Below are 17,981 nucleotides of genomic sequence, written 5' to 3' on the forward strand. Positions count from 1 at the left end.
TTTGCATAAGTTCCGCTCCGCCGACGGGGAGCTTCCTCAAGCAAACCGCCGGAAAACAAGATATGCGCCCGTAGCTCAGCTGGATAGAGTATCTGACTACGAATCAGAGGGCCGGAGGTTCGAATCCTTCCGGGCGCACCATTCAAGGGCTCGACGTTTACGCGTCGAGCCCTTGCCATTTAACATACGATAAAATGCGCCCGTAGCTCAGCTGGATAGAGTATCTGACTACGAATCAGAGGGCCGGAGGTTCGAATCCTTCCGGGCGCACCAATCAAAGGTCTGACGTTACCCGTCGGGCCTTTGTCATTTTCAGCATCACAGACGCCTCTTCCCGCCGAAGCATCCCCGCCCGTATTCCAGCGTACAAAATTGTGCCCCTGTCACGGCCTTGCCCGATATACGGCCCCAAACGCACCCTTTGCCATTGTCGCCGTACCGTTTACCACCGACCAAACATCATGATCATCAGACCAACAATAGGCGCCAAAACCTGCTTGAACAAAGCACGACCGGCTAACGCCTCTGCTACTTTTGCCATCCCCAAATGAGAACGAGACGGGTTTCCACTCGACTTGGCATTGCATCAGGAGACGTCAAGCTATGCGGCGCCCTTCCATGTGTCGAGTGTGACGTAGACGACGCTCTCATTCACGCTGACCATCACATCGCCGTTCTGGATATTGATCTGGAGATTCATCGCGCGGCTGGCCAACTTTGCCAATGCTGCTGTGTCGGTCTCCGAGAAATTGATAACCTGCAGATTATCGAAACGGTTGGTGCCGTTCTTTAACTTGTCCCACCACATTTCAGCAGCCCTGCCGCCGTAGGGGTAGACAATGACCTTCGCGGCTTTGCTGCAAGACTGACGCAGAACCTTTTCACTCGGAAGCCCAAGCGCAACCCACACGTCGATCTCACCGCTCAGGGTCTTCTGCCAGATGTCGGGTTCGTCGTCCGTCGACAGCCCTTTGGTCAATTCCAAATGCTCATGGGCATTCAAAGCGAAGGCGACGACACGCACCATCAGCCGCTCATCGGTTTCGGACGGGTGCTTGGCAACGGTAAGTTTATGGGTCTCATAATAATGGCGATCCATGTCCGAAACCGACAACTCAATTTTATATATGGTGGCCTTTTGCGCCATAATCTTCCCCAACTTTCAAAGATCAGGCTGCATACCCCGTCCGTTGAGCTTTGGGAAGCAGTTATCAGGACCACCTAATCAACCGCGACGGATTGCTGCATTCTCGCATCAAGATTGCAGGTATCGCGGAAATAGAGGCAGGAGCAGTAGCGGGCATATCTCTGAATATTGTGCGCATTAAATCCCGATTTCCGCACGCACAGAAAACAGCCCCGCACGATAACGCGCAGGGCTGCGTCATCTTGAATTTTCGAAAACCTTACATGCCCGGCATGATCACGGTGTCAATCACATGGATAACGCCGTTATCAGCGATGATATCGGCTTGGATGACGGTGGCGTCATCGACCATCACACCCTTCATCGCATTCACATCAATCGTATCGCCCAGAACACTTTCGACCATCATTTCCTTACCGGACATGTCGGCGGCCATCACTTTACCCGGCACAACGTGATAAGTCAGAATCGCAACAAGTTTGTCCTTGTTTTCCGGCTTCAAGAGGTCTTCAACAGTCCCGGCTGGCAGCTTGGCAAAGGCATCATCGGTTGGTGCGAATACGCTAAACGGGCCATCGCCCTTAAGCGTCTCGACCAATCCTGCCGCTTTCACGGCAGCAACAAGGGTATTGAATGAACCGGCCGATACTGCAGTATCGACAATATCTGCAGCCTTTGCTGACATCGCACCGAAGGTCAAAACAGCACCGCTCACTGCTGCGATAATCGTTTTTCTGAACGCACTCATGCCTCAAACTCCTGTAAGTTTGTTGTGTTGGATTGTCTCTTTCCAAATCACACTGTCATGGTGCTTACGGCGCAGTCTAAGCGATCAGTTCAATCATATGATTGTGATCATCAGCCTATAATCCACCAACAAGGGCATACCGTAAAGGCGCGCCCGCAAAGCCGTACACACACAATAATAACTGCATGTCGTGTGGCGGTGATGATATGGTCGACATATACAAGACAGCCTATCTCACACCTGACCTTTGACGGAGCCGTCCAAATGAATGCAAATGCGCGCATCACCATTTCCTGTTCTGACCGTGTCGGCCTTGTATCGGAAATTTGCGGTCGTCTTTTTGATATCGGCACCAATCTCGGCCCAACATCCTTTGCCATTCAGAATGGCATGGCAAAATTCGAAACCAGTTGTGAATTGCCCGACAGCAGCCCTGTTTCAGAATGCGAAACAGCCTTGCGCGAGCTGACTTTGGAAAATGCCGATATCAGGGTAGAGGAAATCGCCGCCGCCCCGGAACTGACCACCGCACCGGGCGCGACCCACATGATCGAATGTTCCGGCATTGATCAACCGGGCCTGATCGCACGTCTCTCGGAAATTTTCATCGAATATAATGCCAATATCGTGCGCCTTGCCGCATCGGCAACCGACGAAAAAGACGCCCGGATTTACACCACACGCTTTGCCGTTGCCATCGCACCGGAACGGGCAAGCAACTGTCTGGCAACACTGGCCAATACCGCAGGCTCCATGCGGCTCGTTTTCAAGTTTGAAGAACTCTGAAACACCTTTGATGTCTTCGGGCTGACATCGACTTTATGATCGGCTGGCGGTCTACAAACGACCGGCCCCGCAAAGGAGTGATTGCCGCTTCACGAAACGACGCGGTTACGCCCCGATTGTTTGGCCTCATAAAGCTTTTTGTCGGCCCGTTTCAAAACGCCCCATGGATCGGTTTCATCTTCGTCCCGCTCTGACAGCCCCACGGAAATCGTCACCGATACGGTTTTGTTTTTTTCCGGCACGGTGATTTTATTCTCGGCAATCCGTTTGCGCAGTGCATCAAGCGGCTCATACGATTTTTCGGCACTACGTCCGGCAAAGACAACGGTGAATTCTTCACCGCCATAGCGGAACGCCTTGCCCCCACCGCCAACACGGGCCAGTTCGCGGGCGACTTTTTTCAAAACGATATCGCCAACATCATGGCCATAGGTATCGTTGAACTTTTTAAAGTGATCCACATCGAGCATGGCAATCGTGTACTGGCTGCCAAGTTCGGCCATCGCATGACCAAGGGCGCGCCGCCCCGCAAGCCCGGTCAAATCATCGACAAAGGCCATCCGCCAGGCTTCTTGCGCCAATCCGGCCAGAACCACGGCGGTTGCAGCGAGATATCCATATTGAATGGCACCCGGCCCCATCACCGTTGCCACCGTGATGGCAATGATCGCCGCGGCAAAGCTTGTTTCAAGCGGCTTGTGCCGTATCAACAGCAAGATGATGGCAAGCATCGACAGGATCATCGCCGGATGGGGCATCGCGTTTAAAATACCGGTGCTGGCAAAGAACCGCGTATCCAGCAGATGATACAGCGCTGATCCAACATCGGGTTGGCCCGCCAACATCAACATGACGAAAATCTGCAACCCGAGAATCAGCATTCTGGCAATGCCACGCGGGTTTAGCACCCCGCGTTCGACAGTGAAGCCAAGAACAAGCAGATTGACAGGGATCAGATAAAGCGTCGCGATGCGTAAAAATGCCAAACCATCTGGCTGGAATTCCGCGCCATTGCCAACCAATAGCCAGTAACACACCAGCAACAGCAACATGACGAAAACCGCACGCCCACGGTTAAACCACCAACCAATAACCCCGCCAAACATCGCCAATAAAAATGGGCCATACCGGACAAGGCCGGAAAGTTCGCTCGGCACCAAAGTCGGCGACATCGCCAGCACCAGACACGCACCCATGATAAGAACGGGGGCGAGACTGGCAGAAACAATGGTGGAATAAGCGCGACGCATGGGGCGTTCGATACTACCTGCTGATGTGACCGTCAGGGCCAAATACAGCATACCGACCCCGGATATCGGCGGTAATCTAACCACTGACGGGTTAAGGGGCTATTGCTTTATCCCGCTATTCCCACTTTTTCTTATTTACGCCCCGCCTTGGTCGAAAGCACAATGAGGGAAAAGTCTTTTAAGCTTGCACCCATTCGCATCTGCACCATAAATTGAACCAACCTTACTGCGACGCACAATGATCGCGGACCACATAACTGTCACGGCGGCCACGGTACGATCCTGAAAACAGGACGCAATAATACGCCCAAGACATCGCGCGATTTCGGTCTTTGCGATGACGATTGAAATGACAGGTTCTGGAGAAACGTTATCATGAGCTTCACCACACCGACCCCGGCCCCGGCACGGCTAAACCGATCAGAACTTGCCGTTCCCGGCAGTCGGATCGAGCTGTTTGAAAAAGCCGCCAAGTCCAAAGCCGATGCCATTTTCCTTGATCTGGAAGACGCCGTTGCGCCCAGTGACAAGGAACAGGCACGTAAAAACATCATCGCTGCGATCAATGACGTTGATTGGGGCGACAAGGTTCTTTCGGTCCGCATCAACGGACTTGATACCCATTATATGTATCGCGACGTTGTCGATGTTCTTGAACAGGCGGGCGATCGTCTTGACCTGATCATGATCCCCAAGGTCGGCACCGCCGCCGATGTTTACGCGCTTGATATGATGGCAACCCAGATCGAAGCCGCCAAAGGTCGTAAAAAACGCATCGGGTTTGAACTGATCATTGAAACCGCCCTTGGCATGCAAAACATCCACGAAATTGCCGCCGCCTCGCCGCGCAATGAAAGCCTGCATTTCGGGGTTGCCGACTACGCCGCCTCTACCAAGGCGATGACAACCGGCATTGGCGGCCCGAACCCGCATTACGGGGTTTTGACCGACAAGGATGGCGACAAACCGCGCGATTATCATTGGGGCGATATGTGGCATTACGCCATTGCCCGCATGGTGGTTGCCGCACGCGCAAATGGCCTGCGCCCGATTGACGGCCCCTTTGGTGATTTTTCCGATCCGGATGGCTACCGCGCACAGGCGGCACGCGCCATGGTGCTCGGTTGCGAAGGCAAATGGGCCATCCATCCAAGCCAGATCGGCCTTTCGAACGAAGTTTATTCACCGTCCGAAGAAGAAGTCACCAAGGCAAAACGCATCCTTGAAGCCATGGCAAAAGCCCAGTCCGAAGGGGCCGGTGCCGTTGCCCTTGATGGCCGTTTGATCGATATCGCATCGATCAAGCAGGCCGAAGTCATGGTGCGTCAGGCCGAAGCCATCGCAGCGCTCGACAACACCTAACCGCCCGAATGATGCAAACGAAGGGCGGCTTTGCCCTTCGTTTGCCAACCATCTGATCCGGACCTAGGACGCGATGCGCTGCTTATTGCCCACCGTCAGGTTTTCCTTCGGATCATCGGGCTGTACCAGATGAATGCGAATCCCCCCTTCATTTTCACCAAGCCCTGATTTCAGCCGCTGGTCACTATCGTAATGGCCGCCATTTTGCGTGCGGTACGGGATTGGCGGATCAACAAACAGCCCGTCCAGACGCTGTTCGAACTCTTTCACGACACGGTTCCAGCCATCCTGATCCAGCCGGTCGCTTTGATAGACCGGGAACGGCGGCATTACGGCCATTCCGGGATAAAACAGCACCCCGTGATGGATCGGCCAAAGAATGTCCTCAAGACTACCATTCACCCCGCGATCGCTATAATGCGGGGCACGTCCGCCAATCGGCACAATGACCATCGCGCGTCGCCCCATAAGGGTTCCTTCACCATATCGGTCGCCCCAACGTTCCCCGCCATGCACACCCACGCCATAGGCAAATCCATAGGCAAACACCCGATCGAACCAGCCTTTAAGGATCGCTGGCATGCCAAACCACCAAAGCGGAAAACTGAGTAAAACCGCATCCGCCCACAACAGTTTTTCCTGTTCGGCTGCGATGTCGGGACTTTGCGTTCCCGCAGCAAAGGCATCACGGGATTCCGCGACATAAATCAGCCGGTCCGGATTGTGCGGTTCGGTAAAATCATCTTCATCGGCAACGGCTTTCCATCCCATGGCATACAGATCCGAAACCTTCACCGTGTGGCCACGCGCGCTCAGCTTCTCAACAGCGATATCTTTAAGCGCACTGGTCAGTGATTTCGGCTCGGGATGGGCATGGACAATAAGAATATTGCTCATAACGCTGGTCCTTTCTTCAATTCCTTGGGTTTGATGCGTGATCATGCCCGGTGTTTTTGCTATTGTTGAAATTGAAGTTTTTATTTGTTGGTATAAATATGACTGATATCAAAAACCTTGATCTCAATCTGCTGGTCACGCTGGATACCTTGTTGGCCGAATGCAATGTTACGCGCGCGGCCAAACGCCTTAATCTCAGCCAGCCTGCCATATCGACCCGGCTGACGCGGTTGCGTGAACTGCTTAATGATCCGCTGTTATTGCCCACGCAGCGCGGCATGATCCCGACTGAACGCGCACTTGAATTGCAAGAACCGCTGCATCAGGCATTGGAAGGCGTGCGTCGGGTCATTGCTGAAAACAGCCCGTTTGATCCATCAACAATCACCGCCACCATTGCGATTGCCGCCAGTGACTATGTGCAATACGCGGTGCTGATGCCGCTGCTTGAAATTCTGCGCCGCGATGCGCCGGGGATCAAAGTTGCCTGGCGCACGATTGATACCGCGATGCTCGATACCCAAATGGCGCGCGGCGAGGTCAGCTTGGCGCTTTCCACCCCGGCAACCGCGCCCGAAACACTGCGGATGCGCAAAATCTATCGCGAGGAATATGTCGCAATCGCCAGAACCGATCATTCTGCAATCGACGGAACGCTTGATCTCGACCAGTTCTGTGCGCTGGATCATGTCATCGTCTCCCCCAAAGGCGGCGGCTTTCACGGGCCTACCGATGATGCACTTGCTGCCCTTGGTCGGAAACGCAACGTAGCATTATCCACACAGGGATTTCTTGTTGTCCCTGAAATCGTCGCACGCAGCGATATGATCGCCCTTGTGCCCAGCCGGGTGGCAAAGGGGCGCGCCGAACACATCCAGATCTTTGACCCGCCCCTGCTGGTCACCGGCTTTGACATGGCGCTGATCTGGCATGACCGCACCACCACCCATCCGCTGCATCGCTGGATCCGTGATCAGATCACAACCCTGATCACTGCCGGTTAATCCCCTCAGCCAAACGAAAAAGGCCGACCCGCAACATTCACGCGGACCGGCCCAAAATAACTTCAGCACTCTAGCGGTTAATCGTAGATCAGGTTCAACGCAATTCCGTAGCTACATGCAACTCAGACAGGAGAAGCATTGTTTGATGCAACATGCCAAAATGAAGTAGCGCATGGTTTTCTCGTTCTAAAGCAACAAACCTCTCTACATTCCAGCCAGTATCTTCAATGTATGAGAACATTTTTAAACATGCGTTATGATCTTGATACTCCAAGATCATGTCTAACAAATCCACCTCTACATTATTAATATTGTGCGCGTACCTATTTCTGATTTTCCGCACACGATCAGCATAGGTGACAAGCTCGGGTTTAATACCTATTGAGCGGATCAAATGAAGTAAAGAGTTCGCCCCACCTTGATAGTTTAACTTGTCAGCTAAAAATGGAACCTCAAACGCTGTATTTTTTGATTGGAATGAAAGGCAGCGCCTAGCAATACTTCTTATCGATGTCTCGTGAAGAGCATCCAGTTGAATTATGAATGCCCAACTCGATGTTTCACGAAAGAGCCTTACTATCAGGTCCTTTCCACCACCGAAATGTGCGCAACAACGGTCCGCCTCATCCAACAAATAAGTAAATCTGTCTTCTGGATCGCTCATGGAATCTGCCCGAAGTTAGTAATCAATTATGCACACGATGAAAATGAATAGCATAAATGTTCATTTCTTGAGTAATACTGTGTCAATTATCTATAACAATAAAAAAATGAGATGACACACAGGGCGCATGTCATCTCACACAACGTTGCGTAACAACCGAAAGAAGTGTGAAATCAGTCGGCAATACCGTCAAAGGTGATCTTGCCAATCGCCTTGCCGCTTTCAAGAAGCACATGCGCCTTTTGCAGGCTTTCCGGTGTCAGCGGGCCAAAGCTTTCATTGGCGGTATTCTTGATCACACCCTCATCAACCAACTGGGCTACGGTCGCCAACAATTTATGTTGTTCGATCATATCAGGTGTTTCGAACATCGACCGGGTGAACATGAATTCATAGGAAAAGCTGGCTGATTTTGCCTTGAGCAGATCCACATTATGATTTTCCGAGGCTTCGGTAATCGTAACGATGCGACCCTGCGGCACAATCAGAGTTGCCATCATGTCAAAATACTGGTCGGTTTCAGACGTGCAGAAAATGTAATCCACATTCGGAATATTCAACGCAGCCAGTTCTTCATCAAGGGGCTTGCGATGGTTGATCACTTGGTCTGCACCAAGCTTTTTGACCCACTCGACCGTTTCCGGGCGCGATGCGGTCGTGATGACTTTAAGACCGGCAAGTTTGGCAAGCTGGATGGCAATCGATCCAACGCCCCCGGCCCCGCCAATGATCAGGATGGTTTTATTTGCATTGGCATCCGTCGCGGTACGGTCGATCAAAAGCCGGTCAAACATCGCCTCCCATGCCGTAATGGCCGTCAGCGGCAAGGCCGCAGCGGCCGCAAAATCAAGCGATTTGGGCTTCGGCGCAACGATACGTTCATCAACAAGCTGAAATTCGCTATTTGACCCGGACCGGGTCACATCACCGGCATACCAAACCTCATCCCCCGGACGAAACAGGGTGACGTCTTCGCCAACGGCTTCGACAACGCCCGCAGCATCCCAGCCAAGGACAGTAAATTTGCCTTCTTCGGCCCGACCTTTACGGACTTTAAAATCGACCGGGTTCACGGCAACACCTTTGACCCGCACCAGAATATCGCGACCTTCGGCGGTCGGCATTTCGGTTTCAATCTGGGTGAAAAGCCCGGGCGTTTCGACCGGTGCAGGTCGATGAATACCAATGGATTTCATATTTGCATTCCTTTTGACGAATGTTTGATTTGTGAATGTCCCTGAAATAGCCGATAATCACCAAACTGATAAGTACGCACAATTTATGCATATAGTATCACTTTGTATACTAATGCAAAATTCTGCGGGAAATCAAAGATCCACCCCCCTCCAATGTAGCCTCACAGGAGAAACAAGATGGAACAATGCCTCCCGAATCGCAGCCCCGGCTGCCCGGTCGAAGGCGCACTTGATGTCATTGGCGGCAAGTGGAAAGGCGTTGTGATGTTTCATCTGCTTGATGGCACCAAACGTTTTAATGAATTGCGCCGGTTGATGCCGGGCGTCACCCAACGCATGCTGACCCGCCAGCTTCGCGAACTTGAGGCAGATGGGCTTGTCCACCGCGAAGTCTATGCCGAAGTGCCCCCACGGGTTGAATACAGCCTGACGGCGAAGGGCGAAACGCTTCGTGATATTGTTCTCGCCCTTAAGGCGTGGGGCGAAACCCATGTACCGTATTATGCGCTCACAAAAGAAGACAACACAGAAAGAAATCTGGTTTAAATGCTCCTGACAGCACCTTGCTATTGGTTTGATCATAACCACTTAAAGGCATTGCAATCTCGATACTGGACGTTATCGAATTCCATGTGCAAACTGTCGCTGAACAAAATGAATGATACGTCTTAGATTCTTACGTAAACGGAAAATATGGTCGGCTTATCGCTCAACCCTTGACGTAGCGGGTCGATCAACTATGTTCCGCCCCATTGTTTCCCTGTCGGATATGATGCCCAGATGCACAACTTCCTTGATTTTGAAAAACCGATCGCCGAGCTTGAAGGCAAGATCGAAGAGCTCCGTCACCTGACGGGCAATGACGAAGTCAACATCACAGACGAGGTTGCGCGCCTCCAGGATAAGCTCACCAAGTTGCTGCAAAGCACCTATGGTAAGTTGACGCCTTGGCAGAAGACGCAAGTCGCACGCCATCCGGACCGTCCGCACTTTACCGACTATATCGCCAACCTGTTTGACGGGTTCACCCCGCTTTCCGGCGACCGCCAGTTTGGTGAAGATGCCGCGATCATTGGTGGACTTGCCCGTCTTCAGGGACGCTCTGTCATGGTTATTGGCCATGAAAAGGGCCGCGATACCGAAACCCGTGTGAAACACAATTTCGGTTCAGCCCGCCCGGAAGGATACCGTAAGGCAATCCGTCTGATGCGTATGGCTGAACGGTTTAACATCCCGGTGATAACGCTTGTCGATACGGCTGGCGCCTTCCCGGGTGCCGACGCAGAAGCACGTGGCCAATCCGAAGCCATCGCCCGTTCGATCGAAGCATGCCTTGATATCAAAGTTCCGCTGATCTCGGTCATCATTGGCGAAGGCGGGTCTGGTGGTGCGATTGCGCTTGCAGTTGGCAACACTGTTCTCATGCTTGAAAACTCGATCTATTCGGTCATCTCCCCGGAAGGGTGCGCATCCATTCTGTGGCGTTCTGGCGACGAAGCCAAAACCGCAGCCGAGGCCCTTCGCCTTACGGCACAGGACCTGCTTCAGCTTGGCGTGATTGATGAAATCGTTCCCGAACCGCTTGGCGGCGCACAGCGCCATGGCAAAGAAGCCTGCAAACGGGTTGGCGATGCCATCATCAAGTCGCTTGAAAGCATGGACAATGTTGAAGGCGGCGTTCTTAAAGCACGGCGTCGTGACAAGTTCCTTGAAATGGGCCGCAAAGGCCTGAACTGATTTCCCATTCAGGGCGCAGCGATCACGTGATCATGCTGCGCCCTGTTGTTTTATCTCCGGCGTAGTCTGTCCCGTCGGTGACATCCGGCACGCAAATACGCCCTGTTCCGACGCCGTCGGGAGGCACCATGGACGTTCTTCGCCAGATTGTAGAATCCAACCGTTTTAAAAATTTCATCACAATCGTCATTGCCTTAAACGCAGTGATCCTTGGCTTTGAAACCTCGCCGACCGTCATGGAACATGCCGGGACGATCCTGCATATTCTCGATCAGATCGCGGTTGCGATCTTTGTCATCGAACTGTTGATGAAACTGGTCGTCTATCGACTGGCCTTTTTCAAACGGTCATGGAACATCTTTGATTTCACGATTGTTGCCATCACGCTTCTGCCCGTCGGTCAGGGGGTTTCGGTCTTGCGTGCGCTTCGGATTTTGCGGGCCTTCCGTCTGATTTCGATTGTGCCATCAATGCGCAAAGTCGTCGAAGCTTTGATGCGGGCTATTCCGGGCATGCTTTCGGTCCTGACCTTGCTGTCACTAGTGTTCTATGTCTCGGCCGTCATGGCAACGAAACTGTTTGGGCAAGGCTTCCCGGAATGGTTCGGCACCATCGGTGCCTCGCTTTATTCCCTGTTCCAGATCATGACGCTTGAAAGTTGGTCGATGGGAATCGTCCGCCCGGTGATGGTGTTATATCCATTAGCATGGATGTTTTTCGTGCCGTTCATCCTGGTGACGACATTTGCGGTTCTCAACCTGTTCATCGCGATTGTGGTCGATGCGATGGCAACCCATGTTGACGTTGAAGAAGACCAGACCCGCGATGAAATAGATCACGATCATCAGGAAGTTATGAGTGAACTCCGCGCTTTGCGCCAGGAAATGGCCAAACTTGCAGCCGCCCAAAATCCCGGTGCCAACCGGCCTGACTCCGGACAAAACTGACCAATGCGGGCCTAACAGACACCGGGTCAGGATCGACCAATACGGAAAAATTCAAGCTTTCCTTATAAAAGGGGGTGGTTAAACGCCCCGAACCTCGTCTAATCTTTCGACAAAATATCGGGAGAACGGGGAATGAAGCTTACATTTGCGGGGACAGGTTCAGCCTTTTGCATGGCTGCCGAAAACTTTCAGAGCAATATGGTTCTGGAAACGACCCCGCTAGGTGACGAACAACCGCAACGCCTGTTGATTGACTGCGGTTCAGATGCGCGTCATTCGTTGCGCAACCTTGGCCACCTGCCAAACGATTTTGACGGGGTGTATATCAGCCATCTGCATTCAGACCATATCGGGGGTCTGGAATGGATGGCACTTGCCAATTACTTTGTGTTTGATGGCCATCGCGCGAAACTGTTTGCCGTTAAAGAACTGCTTGAACCGCTTTGGGAACATTCCCTGCGCGGCGGGCTTGAAACCAGCGATCATGGCCATAGCCAGCTTTCATCTTATTTCGATGTTGTTCCCCTTAAAGCCAAAGACGGATTTGACTGGCAAGATATGCATCTTGATGTCATTCCAGTGCCACATATCGTTACCAGTGAAACCACCATGTTTTCATATGCCCTGTTCGGACATGGTGCCAAGACTTCCTTTTTTCTGACAACAGATGCGATTTTCAATCCAGCTGCCCATATGGCCTTCTATCAAAAGGCAGATATCATTTTTCAGGATTGTGAATTGGGCCCGCGTCATTCCGGGGTACATGCCCATTATGATGAACTTGTGACCCTGCCAGATGATGTAAAGGCAAAGATGTGGCTGTATCATTATCAAGCCTATGACAAGCCTGATGCAAAAGCGGATGGATTCTGTGGATTTATTGAACCGGAGCAAGTTTTTGATCTTGGCTGATCAAACCACCGGCGCATAATCTGCACACTACCCAGACAAAAACGAGCGACTGGAACAAAAAGTTCCAAACAACAAGACGGGACGTGCGAATGCCTAAATCGGTTTTTGCCTATATCTGGCGCCATAGCCGCCTTCAGCAGATCATCTTGCTGGTGGTGACGCTACTTTCATTTCCGTTTCTGTATTATTCGCTCGATCTGCCCAAACAGATTGTCAACGAAGCCATTGGTGGTGCCGGTGCCCCTTACAGCATCGCGGGCATGTCGTTTGATCAAGTTGAATATCTTTTCGCCCTGTCGGGTATTTTCCTTGCCCTTGTTTTCGTCAATGGCGGGTTCAAATATTTCATCAATGTCTATCAGGGCGTCATGGCGGAACGCATGCTGCGCCGCCTGCGCTATACATTGTTTGACCGCGTTTTACGCTTTCCCCTGCCGCATTTCCGCAAAACCAGTCAGGGTGAAATTGTTTCCATGATCACCGCCGAAGCAGAACCGCTTGGCGGCTTCTTTGGCGAGGCAATTTCACTTCCGATCTATCAAGGCGGCATCCTGATTACGATTTCGGCCTTTATCTTTATTCAGGACCCGATGATGGGGTTGGCCGCGATTGCGTTCTATCCGCTTCAGGGCTACATGATCCCGAAGCTGCAAAAACGGGTCAATCTTCTGGGCAAGCAGCGCGTTCAGAACGTGCGCCGCATGTCAGAACATCTGGGGGAATCTGTTGGCGGTGCGACCGATATTCGTGCCAATGAAACCCAGGGGTTCGAACTTACCCATTTCACCCAGCGACTGGGCCGGATTTTTGAAATCCGCAAGGAAATCTATTTCCGCAAATTCTTTATCAAATTTCTCAACAACTTCATTGCGCAGATCACGCCATTCTTCTTCTATTCGATTGGTGGCTATCTCGTGATCATGGGCGATCTAAGCTTTGGCGCATTGGTCGCAGCCCTTGCCGCCTATAAAGATATGGCCGCCCCCTGGAAAGAACTTCTGGCCTATTATCAACGCCTTGCCGATGCACGGATCAAATACGAACAGCTTCACGAACAGTTCGAACTGCCTGATCTTAAACCCGAACATCAGCTTTTTGCCGCCCCGTCACCTGTGCTCGGCGGACCGCTTGATGTCAGTGGTCTGTCATGGATCGATGATGATGGGACGCGGGTTGTCGAAAATGTCTCCTTTAACATGTCCTTACCCAGCAAGGCCCTTTTGACTGGCGCATCAGACAGCGGCAAATCACAGCTTGCCCGTCTTCTGGCTGGTATCCTTGATCCGACCGGTGGCCGTATTCAATTTAATGATCTTGATGCCAGCACGCTTCCATCTGCGGTCATTGGTCAACGTTTGGCCTATGTCGGTGCGGACGCCTATCTGTTTAACGGCAGTATCGCGGACAACCTGTTTTATGGCCTGAAACATCGCCCGATCACCATCACTCAGGATCGTGAATCGGGGCAAAAATCCGGGCCATCGGGTGAAAATGACAATGCCGCACAATCAGATACTGCCAAGGGCAAAGCTGTTGCCAAAATCGCGAACACGTCCAAAGGCACCGCCGACGATCATGACTATCCCGACCCGCAATTTGTCGATGTCATTGAACTAACCGATCCGGCTGAACTGCCAAAGAAACTGACCCGCGAGATGTTCGACGAAATCAAAATGTCGGGCAACATCCCCTATGATCCGTCAGCTGAATGGATTGACTATGTCGGCCCCGGCTTTGGATCGCCGGATGAACTTCAAGGCGAACTGATGCGACTGTTAGAAGTCGTCGGCCTGGACCGCGACATCTATCGCATTGGCTTACAGCGACGCATCAGTGCCGAAGAACGCCCGGAACTGGTTGAATCGGTTCTGACCGTACGTCCACGCCTTAAACAAATTCTGGCTGAACGCGAACTGTCTGACCTTGTCGAGCCTTATGACATTGAAAAATACAATGAAAACGCGCCCGTCGGCGTAAACCTGATGTTCGGAACACCGTCGCGTACCGAAGAATTCAAACGGTTTGATTTCCTCTCACACCCGTTTATCCAAGACAGCCTGCGTAAATATGGCCTCTATGAGAAAATGGTTAAAATGGGCCGCGAAACGCTTGATCTCATGATCGAACTGTTTACCGGCTTGCCACCGGGACATGAGTTCTTTGATCGCTACAGCTTTGTTTCGGCCGATGAAATCCCGGAAGTTAAAAATATCCTGAAACGCACCGACGGGGTTGCAGTCGAAGACATGCGCAAAGAAGATCAGCTTCATCTTCTTGACGTCGCCATGCAACTGACCCCCGCCCGCCATCGTTTGCGGGTGATTGACGATGATTTCCGCGGTCTTATCCTAAAGGCACGCCCGCACATTCGCGCAAACATACCCGAAGAACTCGCCAAATATATCGACTTCTTCGAAGCAGACGATTACGCGCCAGCCGCCCCGATCCTTGACAACTTGCTGTTTGGTCGCTTTGCCTATGGCCGTGCAAATTCCGAAGAACGTGTTGGTGAAGTCCTGTTTGAAATTGCCCATGAAGGCGGGCTGTATGAAGGACTGGTTGCGCTGGGCCTTGAAAGTCAGGTTGGCGTTGGCGGCAGCCGGATGTCCCAAACCCTGCGTCAGAAAATTGCCCTTGTGCGCGCCCTGATCAAAAACCCGAACCTTCTTGTGATTGATGAAGGTCTGTCCGCGCTTGATCGTGAAACCCGCGAAGGTGTGATCAATTACCTCACCGGCGAAAACGACAATACCAGTCTGGTCTGGGTCGATGGCGACGATGAGGCCAGTGAAAAGTTCGACACCTTCTTGCATATGTCGAACGGCAAACTGGTCAAACGCCGCAGCAACAATGACGATAGCCCATCAGAAACAGCAGAGGCTGATGAAGATGCTGCCGTCGTTGCAGATGGTGATATCGAACAGGAAGTTCGCCTTCTGCGCACCATTCCGCTGTTTGCCGGTCTTGATCCAAGTGTGGTTAAACTTCTTGCCTTTACCAGCCCGCGCCTGACCTTCAAGCGTGGCGAGCTTCTGGTCAAACAAGGCGATCCGGGCGATGCCGCCTATATAGTGATATCCGGCCGTGGTGAGATCTGGTTGACGACAGAAGAACAGCAAACCGTGAAACTACGCGATGTTCACGCCAAGGAAGTCATCGGCGAAATCGCCCTTCTGGTCGATGCCCCACGTTCGGCAACCATTCGTGCGGTAGAAGACATGACGGTTCTGAAACTCGATAAAACCGAGTTCCTTGGTCTGGTCCGACAGGACCAGGCGGTCGCCGTTCAGCTGATCCGCGTTCTTGCCGACAGGCTCGATCAGACCACCAAACAACTAAGTGCGCGTAACAACGATTAAGTTCTCTGCCCTAAAAAGACTGTCCTTGAATGAATAAGATCGCCTCCATCCTGCTGGCCACCGTTATTGCCGTCGTCATCCTTGGCGGCTTTATCGCGATTTTAGGCGGCAGTATCCTTGGTGGCCTGCTGTTTCTCGTGGGCATTCCCTTTGCCTTTCCGGTGTCGACCAGCATTGTTGTTCTGTTTTTTGCCGTGATCATTGTCCGGACTGTCATCGAAAAACGTCGTCAAAAGCGCGAAATGCAAAAGTATCTGACATCCCGAGACGATTGATTTTCGGGCGTTTGACGCTTCAAGCAGAAGAAACATGCCTATTTCCCCCTGCCGCGCCAAAAAAAGCGCATCATTTGGCATCGAGTTCGGACACCTCCTCTGAATGACTGCTGTTAGCTTCCTTGCAGTTCAACAAACAAGCTTGGCGCAAATGTGCCAGCCCGTTTCAAGGAGGTCCCGATGTCGGCACAATCAAAAGAACAGCGTTGCGTGTCATTGAGCCAGTTGGCCGATCTGCGGCTGCTGCGCGAACATGCCTATATTGATGGTCGCTGGTGTTCTGCCGATAACCTTCAGATCATCGAAGTCACCAACCCGTTTGACGGAAGCTTCATCGGCACAGTGCCAAATATGGGTATCTTCGAAACCCGTAAGGCAATTGCTGCGGCCAAAGAAGCCTTCCCGGCATGGGCTGCCCTTCTGCCACAGGAACGTTCAAACGCGCTGCGTCGCTGGCATGATCTTCTGATCGAAAACAAGGAAGATCTCGCCCTTCTGATGACCTTGGAGCAAGGCAAACCCATCACGGAATCCCGTGGTGAAATTGATTACGCCGCAAGCTTCATCGATTTTTACGCCGAAGAAGCCAAACGGATGAATGTTGAAAACATCACATCCCATCTGCCCGGCCGGAACATGTCGGTCAAGCGCGAACCCATTGGCGTTACTGCGGCCGTCACACCATGGAACTTCCCGTGCGCCATGATCACGCGCAAAGCCGCGGCCGCCTTGGCTGCGGGTTGCACCATGATTGTCCGCCCGGCAACCGAAACGCCGTTTTCGGCAACTGCCTTGGCCGAACTGGCCGAACGTGCCGGTATTCCGGCTGGTGTATTTAACATCATCACCGGTGATCCGAACCCGGTGGTAGGTGAGCTGTGCGGCAGCCCGACTGTCCGTGCACTGTCCTTTACCGGTTCGACCGAAGTCGGGCGTTTGCTTTTGTCGCAAGGTGCGCAGACCATCAAAAAAATGTCGATGGAGCTGGGCGGTCATGCACCTTTCATCGTCTTTGATGATGTCGATGTTGACGAAGCCGTCGCCCACGCGATGAACGCCAAATTTGCCACCAGTGGTCAGGACTGCCTTGCGGCAAACCGCATCTTTGTTCAAAGCGGCATCTATGATGAATTCCTTGATAAATACGCCAAGGCCATTGGTGAACTGCGCGTTGGCAACGGGATCGAGGAACATGTCGAAATCGGCCCGCTGATGCATGACCGTGCTGTTGCCAAATGTGACGAGCATGTTTCCGATGCCCGCGCCAAAGGGGCGCGTGTTTTGACCGGCGGTAAAAAGATGGGCGGGTTGTTCTATGCCCCGACATTGCTTGCCGATGTCACCAGTGACATGCAAATCTACCGCGAAGAAACTTTTGGTCCGGTCGCCCCGGTCATGACGTTTGATGTTGAACAAGACGTAATCGATCAGGCCAATGACAGCGAATATGGCCTTGCAGCCTATCTGTTTACCAAGGACCATGACCGCGCGAACCGCGTTTCAAACGCGCTTGAATACGGCATGGTTGCGCTCAACTGCGTGAAAATCACCGGCGCACCAATCCCGTTTGGCGGGGTCAAACAATCCGGCCTCGGGCGCGAAGGATCGCGCCACGGTCTCGAAGAATTCACTGAGCTTAAATATGTCTGCGCTGCGTTCAAACAGTAACGCGCGCATCTGATACCACCGCATTCACA

Annotated in this window: 16 protein-coding genes and 2 tRNA genes; 12 read left to right on the forward strand and 6 right to left on the reverse strand. The window is 52.4% G+C overall.

Features of this window, described 5'->3' with window-relative positions; genetic code table 11:
• The first annotated feature begins 64 nt into the window (after positions 1 to 64).
• Positions 65 to 141, forward strand: a tRNA-Arg gene (locus tag ACQ0MK_RS13605).
• A gap of 55 nt (positions 142 to 196) precedes the next feature.
• A tRNA-Arg gene (locus ACQ0MK_RS13610) sits at positions 197 to 273 on the forward strand.
• Positions 274 to 601: 328 nt separating this feature from the next.
• Here ACQ0MK_RS13610 and ACQ0MK_RS13615 read toward each other — a convergent pair.
• Together ACQ0MK_RS13615 and ACQ0MK_RS13620 are read right to left on the reverse strand one after the other, a co-directional pair.
• Positions 602 to 1,147 carry a YaeQ family protein gene (locus ACQ0MK_RS13615; protein ID WP_430473078.1) on the reverse strand — a complete coding sequence of 182 codons (546 nt, stop codon included), beginning with the start codon at positions 1,145 to 1,147 and terminating at the stop codon, positions 602 to 604.
• A gap of 259 nt (positions 1,148 to 1,406) precedes the next feature.
• Positions 1,407 to 1,895: a fasciclin domain-containing protein gene (locus ACQ0MK_RS13620; protein ID WP_430473079.1), complete on the reverse strand. Its 489-nt coding sequence runs from the start codon at positions 1,893 to 1,895 to the stop codon at positions 1,407 to 1,409.
• A gap of 264 nt (positions 1,896 to 2,159) precedes the next feature.
• Between ACQ0MK_RS13620 and ACQ0MK_RS13625 the strand changes: the two genes are divergently transcribed.
• Positions 2,160 to 2,681, forward strand: a complete 522-nt coding sequence (locus ACQ0MK_RS13625; RefSeq protein ID WP_430473080.1) for a glycine cleavage system protein R — start codon at positions 2,160 to 2,162, stop codon at positions 2,679 to 2,681.
• Positions 2,682 to 2,770: 89 nt separating this feature from the next.
• On the opposite strand, the gene ACQ0MK_RS13630 is transcribed toward ACQ0MK_RS13625, so the two are convergent.
• Positions 2,771 to 3,982, reverse strand: a complete 1,212-nt coding sequence (locus ACQ0MK_RS13630) for a diguanylate cyclase (RefSeq protein WP_430473081.1) — start codon at positions 3,980 to 3,982, stop codon at positions 2,771 to 2,773.
• 324 nt (positions 3,983 to 4,306) lie between these two features.
• Between ACQ0MK_RS13630 and ACQ0MK_RS13635 the strand changes: the two genes are divergently transcribed.
• Entirely contained in the window at positions 4,307 to 5,293 is a 987-nt protein-coding gene (locus tag ACQ0MK_RS13635; protein ID WP_430473082.1) for an HpcH/HpaI aldolase/citrate lyase family protein, read from the forward strand.
• Between the two features lie 63 nt (positions 5,294 to 5,356).
• Here the strand turns inward: ACQ0MK_RS13635 and ACQ0MK_RS13640 are convergent, their stop codons facing one another.
• Positions 5,357 to 6,190 carry an NAD(P)H-dependent oxidoreductase gene (locus ACQ0MK_RS13640; protein ID WP_430473083.1) on the reverse strand — a complete coding sequence of 278 codons (834 nt, stop codon included), beginning with the start codon at positions 6,188 to 6,190 and terminating at the stop codon, positions 5,357 to 5,359.
• Between the two features lie 98 nt (positions 6,191 to 6,288).
• On the opposite strand from ACQ0MK_RS13640, the gene ACQ0MK_RS13645 reads away from it, so the two are divergent.
• Positions 6,289 to 7,194, forward strand: coding sequence for a LysR family transcriptional regulator (locus tag ACQ0MK_RS13645; RefSeq protein WP_430473084.1), 906 nt, complete (start codon positions 6,289 to 6,291; stop codon positions 7,192 to 7,194).
• A gap of 94 nt (positions 7,195 to 7,288) precedes the next feature.
• Here the strand turns inward: ACQ0MK_RS13645 and ACQ0MK_RS13650 are convergent, their stop codons facing one another.
• Positions 7,289 to 7,858, reverse strand: a complete 570-nt coding sequence (locus ACQ0MK_RS13650; RefSeq protein WP_430473085.1) for a hypothetical protein — start codon at positions 7,856 to 7,858, stop codon at positions 7,289 to 7,291.
• Positions 7,859 to 8,031: 173 nt separating this feature from the next.
• Entirely contained in the window at positions 8,032 to 9,054 is a 1,023-nt protein-coding gene (locus tag ACQ0MK_RS13655) for a zinc-binding alcohol dehydrogenase family protein (protein ID WP_430473086.1), read from the reverse strand.
• A 177-nt stretch (positions 9,055 to 9,231) separates the two neighbouring features.
• Between ACQ0MK_RS13655 and ACQ0MK_RS13660 the strand changes: the two genes are divergently transcribed.
• The 7 genes from ACQ0MK_RS13660 (at position 9,232) to ACQ0MK_RS13690 (ending at position 17,952) form a co-directional block, all read left to right on the forward strand.
• Positions 9,232 to 9,600: a winged helix-turn-helix transcriptional regulator gene (locus ACQ0MK_RS13660; RefSeq protein ID WP_430473087.1), complete on the forward strand. Its 369-nt coding sequence runs from the start codon at positions 9,232 to 9,234 to the stop codon at positions 9,598 to 9,600.
• Between the two features lie 234 nt (positions 9,601 to 9,834).
• On the forward strand, positions 9,835 to 10,791 hold the full coding sequence (locus tag ACQ0MK_RS13665; protein ID WP_350043007.1) for an acetyl-CoA carboxylase carboxyltransferase subunit alpha: 957 nt from the start codon (positions 9,835 to 9,837) through the stop codon (positions 10,789 to 10,791).
• Between the two features lie 128 nt (positions 10,792 to 10,919).
• The gene (locus ACQ0MK_RS13670; protein WP_430473088.1) at positions 10,920 to 11,738 is read left to right on the forward strand and encodes an ion transporter; all 819 of its coding nucleotides are present in this window, start codon (positions 10,920 to 10,922) and stop codon (positions 11,736 to 11,738) included.
• A 132-nt stretch (positions 11,739 to 11,870) separates the two neighbouring features.
• Entirely contained in the window at positions 11,871 to 12,650 is a 780-nt protein-coding gene (locus ACQ0MK_RS13675) for an MBL fold metallo-hydrolase (protein ID WP_430473089.1), read from the forward strand.
• 89 nt (positions 12,651 to 12,739) lie between these two features.
• Entirely contained in the window at positions 12,740 to 16,009 is a 3,270-nt protein-coding gene (locus tag ACQ0MK_RS13680) for an ABC transporter transmembrane domain-containing protein (RefSeq protein WP_430473090.1), read from the forward strand.
• A gap of 29 nt (positions 16,010 to 16,038) precedes the next feature.
• Positions 16,039 to 16,284, forward strand: coding sequence for a hypothetical protein (locus ACQ0MK_RS13685; RefSeq protein ID WP_430473091.1), 246 nt, complete (start codon positions 16,039 to 16,041; stop codon positions 16,282 to 16,284).
• 180 nt (positions 16,285 to 16,464) lie between these two features.
• Positions 16,465 to 17,952, forward strand: a complete 1,488-nt coding sequence (locus ACQ0MK_RS13690; protein ID WP_430473092.1) for an NAD-dependent succinate-semialdehyde dehydrogenase — start codon at positions 16,465 to 16,467, stop codon at positions 17,950 to 17,952.
• Positions 17,953 to 17,981: the final 29 nt, after the last annotated feature.

This window comes from Thalassospira lucentensis (assembly GCF_050516545.1).
Taxonomy (GTDB): Bacteria; Pseudomonadota; Alphaproteobacteria; order Rhodospirillales; family Thalassospiraceae; genus Thalassospira; species Thalassospira lucentensis_C.

Coding starts and splice junctions, on each gene's coding strand:
- ACQ0MK_RS13615 (WP_430473078.1), bottom strand. CDS start 1,147: ATGGCGCAAAAGGCCACCATATATAAAATTGAGTTGTCGGTTTCGGAC.
- ACQ0MK_RS13620 (WP_430473079.1), bottom strand. CDS start 1,895: ATGAGTGCGTTCAGAAAAACGATTATCGCAGCAGTGAGCGGTGCTGTT.
- ACQ0MK_RS13625 (WP_430473080.1), top strand. CDS start 2,160: ATGAATGCAAATGCGCGCATCACCATTTCCTGTTCTGACCGTGTCGGC.
- ACQ0MK_RS13630 (WP_430473081.1), bottom strand. CDS start 3,982: ATGCTGTATTTGGCCCTGACGGTCACATCAGCAGGTAGTATCGAACGC.
- ACQ0MK_RS13635 (WP_430473082.1), top strand. CDS start 4,307: ATGAGCTTCACCACACCGACCCCGGCCCCGGCACGGCTAAACCGATCA.
- ACQ0MK_RS13640 (WP_430473083.1), bottom strand. CDS start 6,190: ATGAGCAATATTCTTATTGTCCATGCCCATCCCGAGCCGAAATCACTG.
- ACQ0MK_RS13645 (WP_430473084.1), top strand. CDS start 6,289: ATGACTGATATCAAAAACCTTGATCTCAATCTGCTGGTCACGCTGGAT.
- ACQ0MK_RS13650 (WP_430473085.1), bottom strand. CDS start 7,858: ATGAGCGATCCAGAAGACAGATTTACTTATTTGTTGGATGAGGCGGAC.
- ACQ0MK_RS13655 (WP_430473086.1), bottom strand. CDS start 9,054: ATGAAATCCATTGGTATTCATCGACCTGCACCGGTCGAAACGCCCGGG.
- ACQ0MK_RS13660 (WP_430473087.1), top strand. CDS start 9,232: ATGGAACAATGCCTCCCGAATCGCAGCCCCGGCTGCCCGGTCGAAGGC.
- ACQ0MK_RS13665 (WP_350043007.1), top strand. CDS start 9,835: ATGCACAACTTCCTTGATTTTGAAAAACCGATCGCCGAGCTTGAAGGC.
- ACQ0MK_RS13670 (WP_430473088.1), top strand. CDS start 10,920: ATGGACGTTCTTCGCCAGATTGTAGAATCCAACCGTTTTAAAAATTTC.
- ACQ0MK_RS13675 (WP_430473089.1), top strand. CDS start 11,871: ATGAAGCTTACATTTGCGGGGACAGGTTCAGCCTTTTGCATGGCTGCC.
- ACQ0MK_RS13680 (WP_430473090.1), top strand. CDS start 12,740: ATGCCTAAATCGGTTTTTGCCTATATCTGGCGCCATAGCCGCCTTCAG.
- ACQ0MK_RS13685 (WP_430473091.1), top strand. CDS start 16,039: ATGAATAAGATCGCCTCCATCCTGCTGGCCACCGTTATTGCCGTCGTC.
- ACQ0MK_RS13690 (WP_430473092.1), top strand. CDS start 16,465: ATGTCGGCACAATCAAAAGAACAGCGTTGCGTGTCATTGAGCCAGTTG.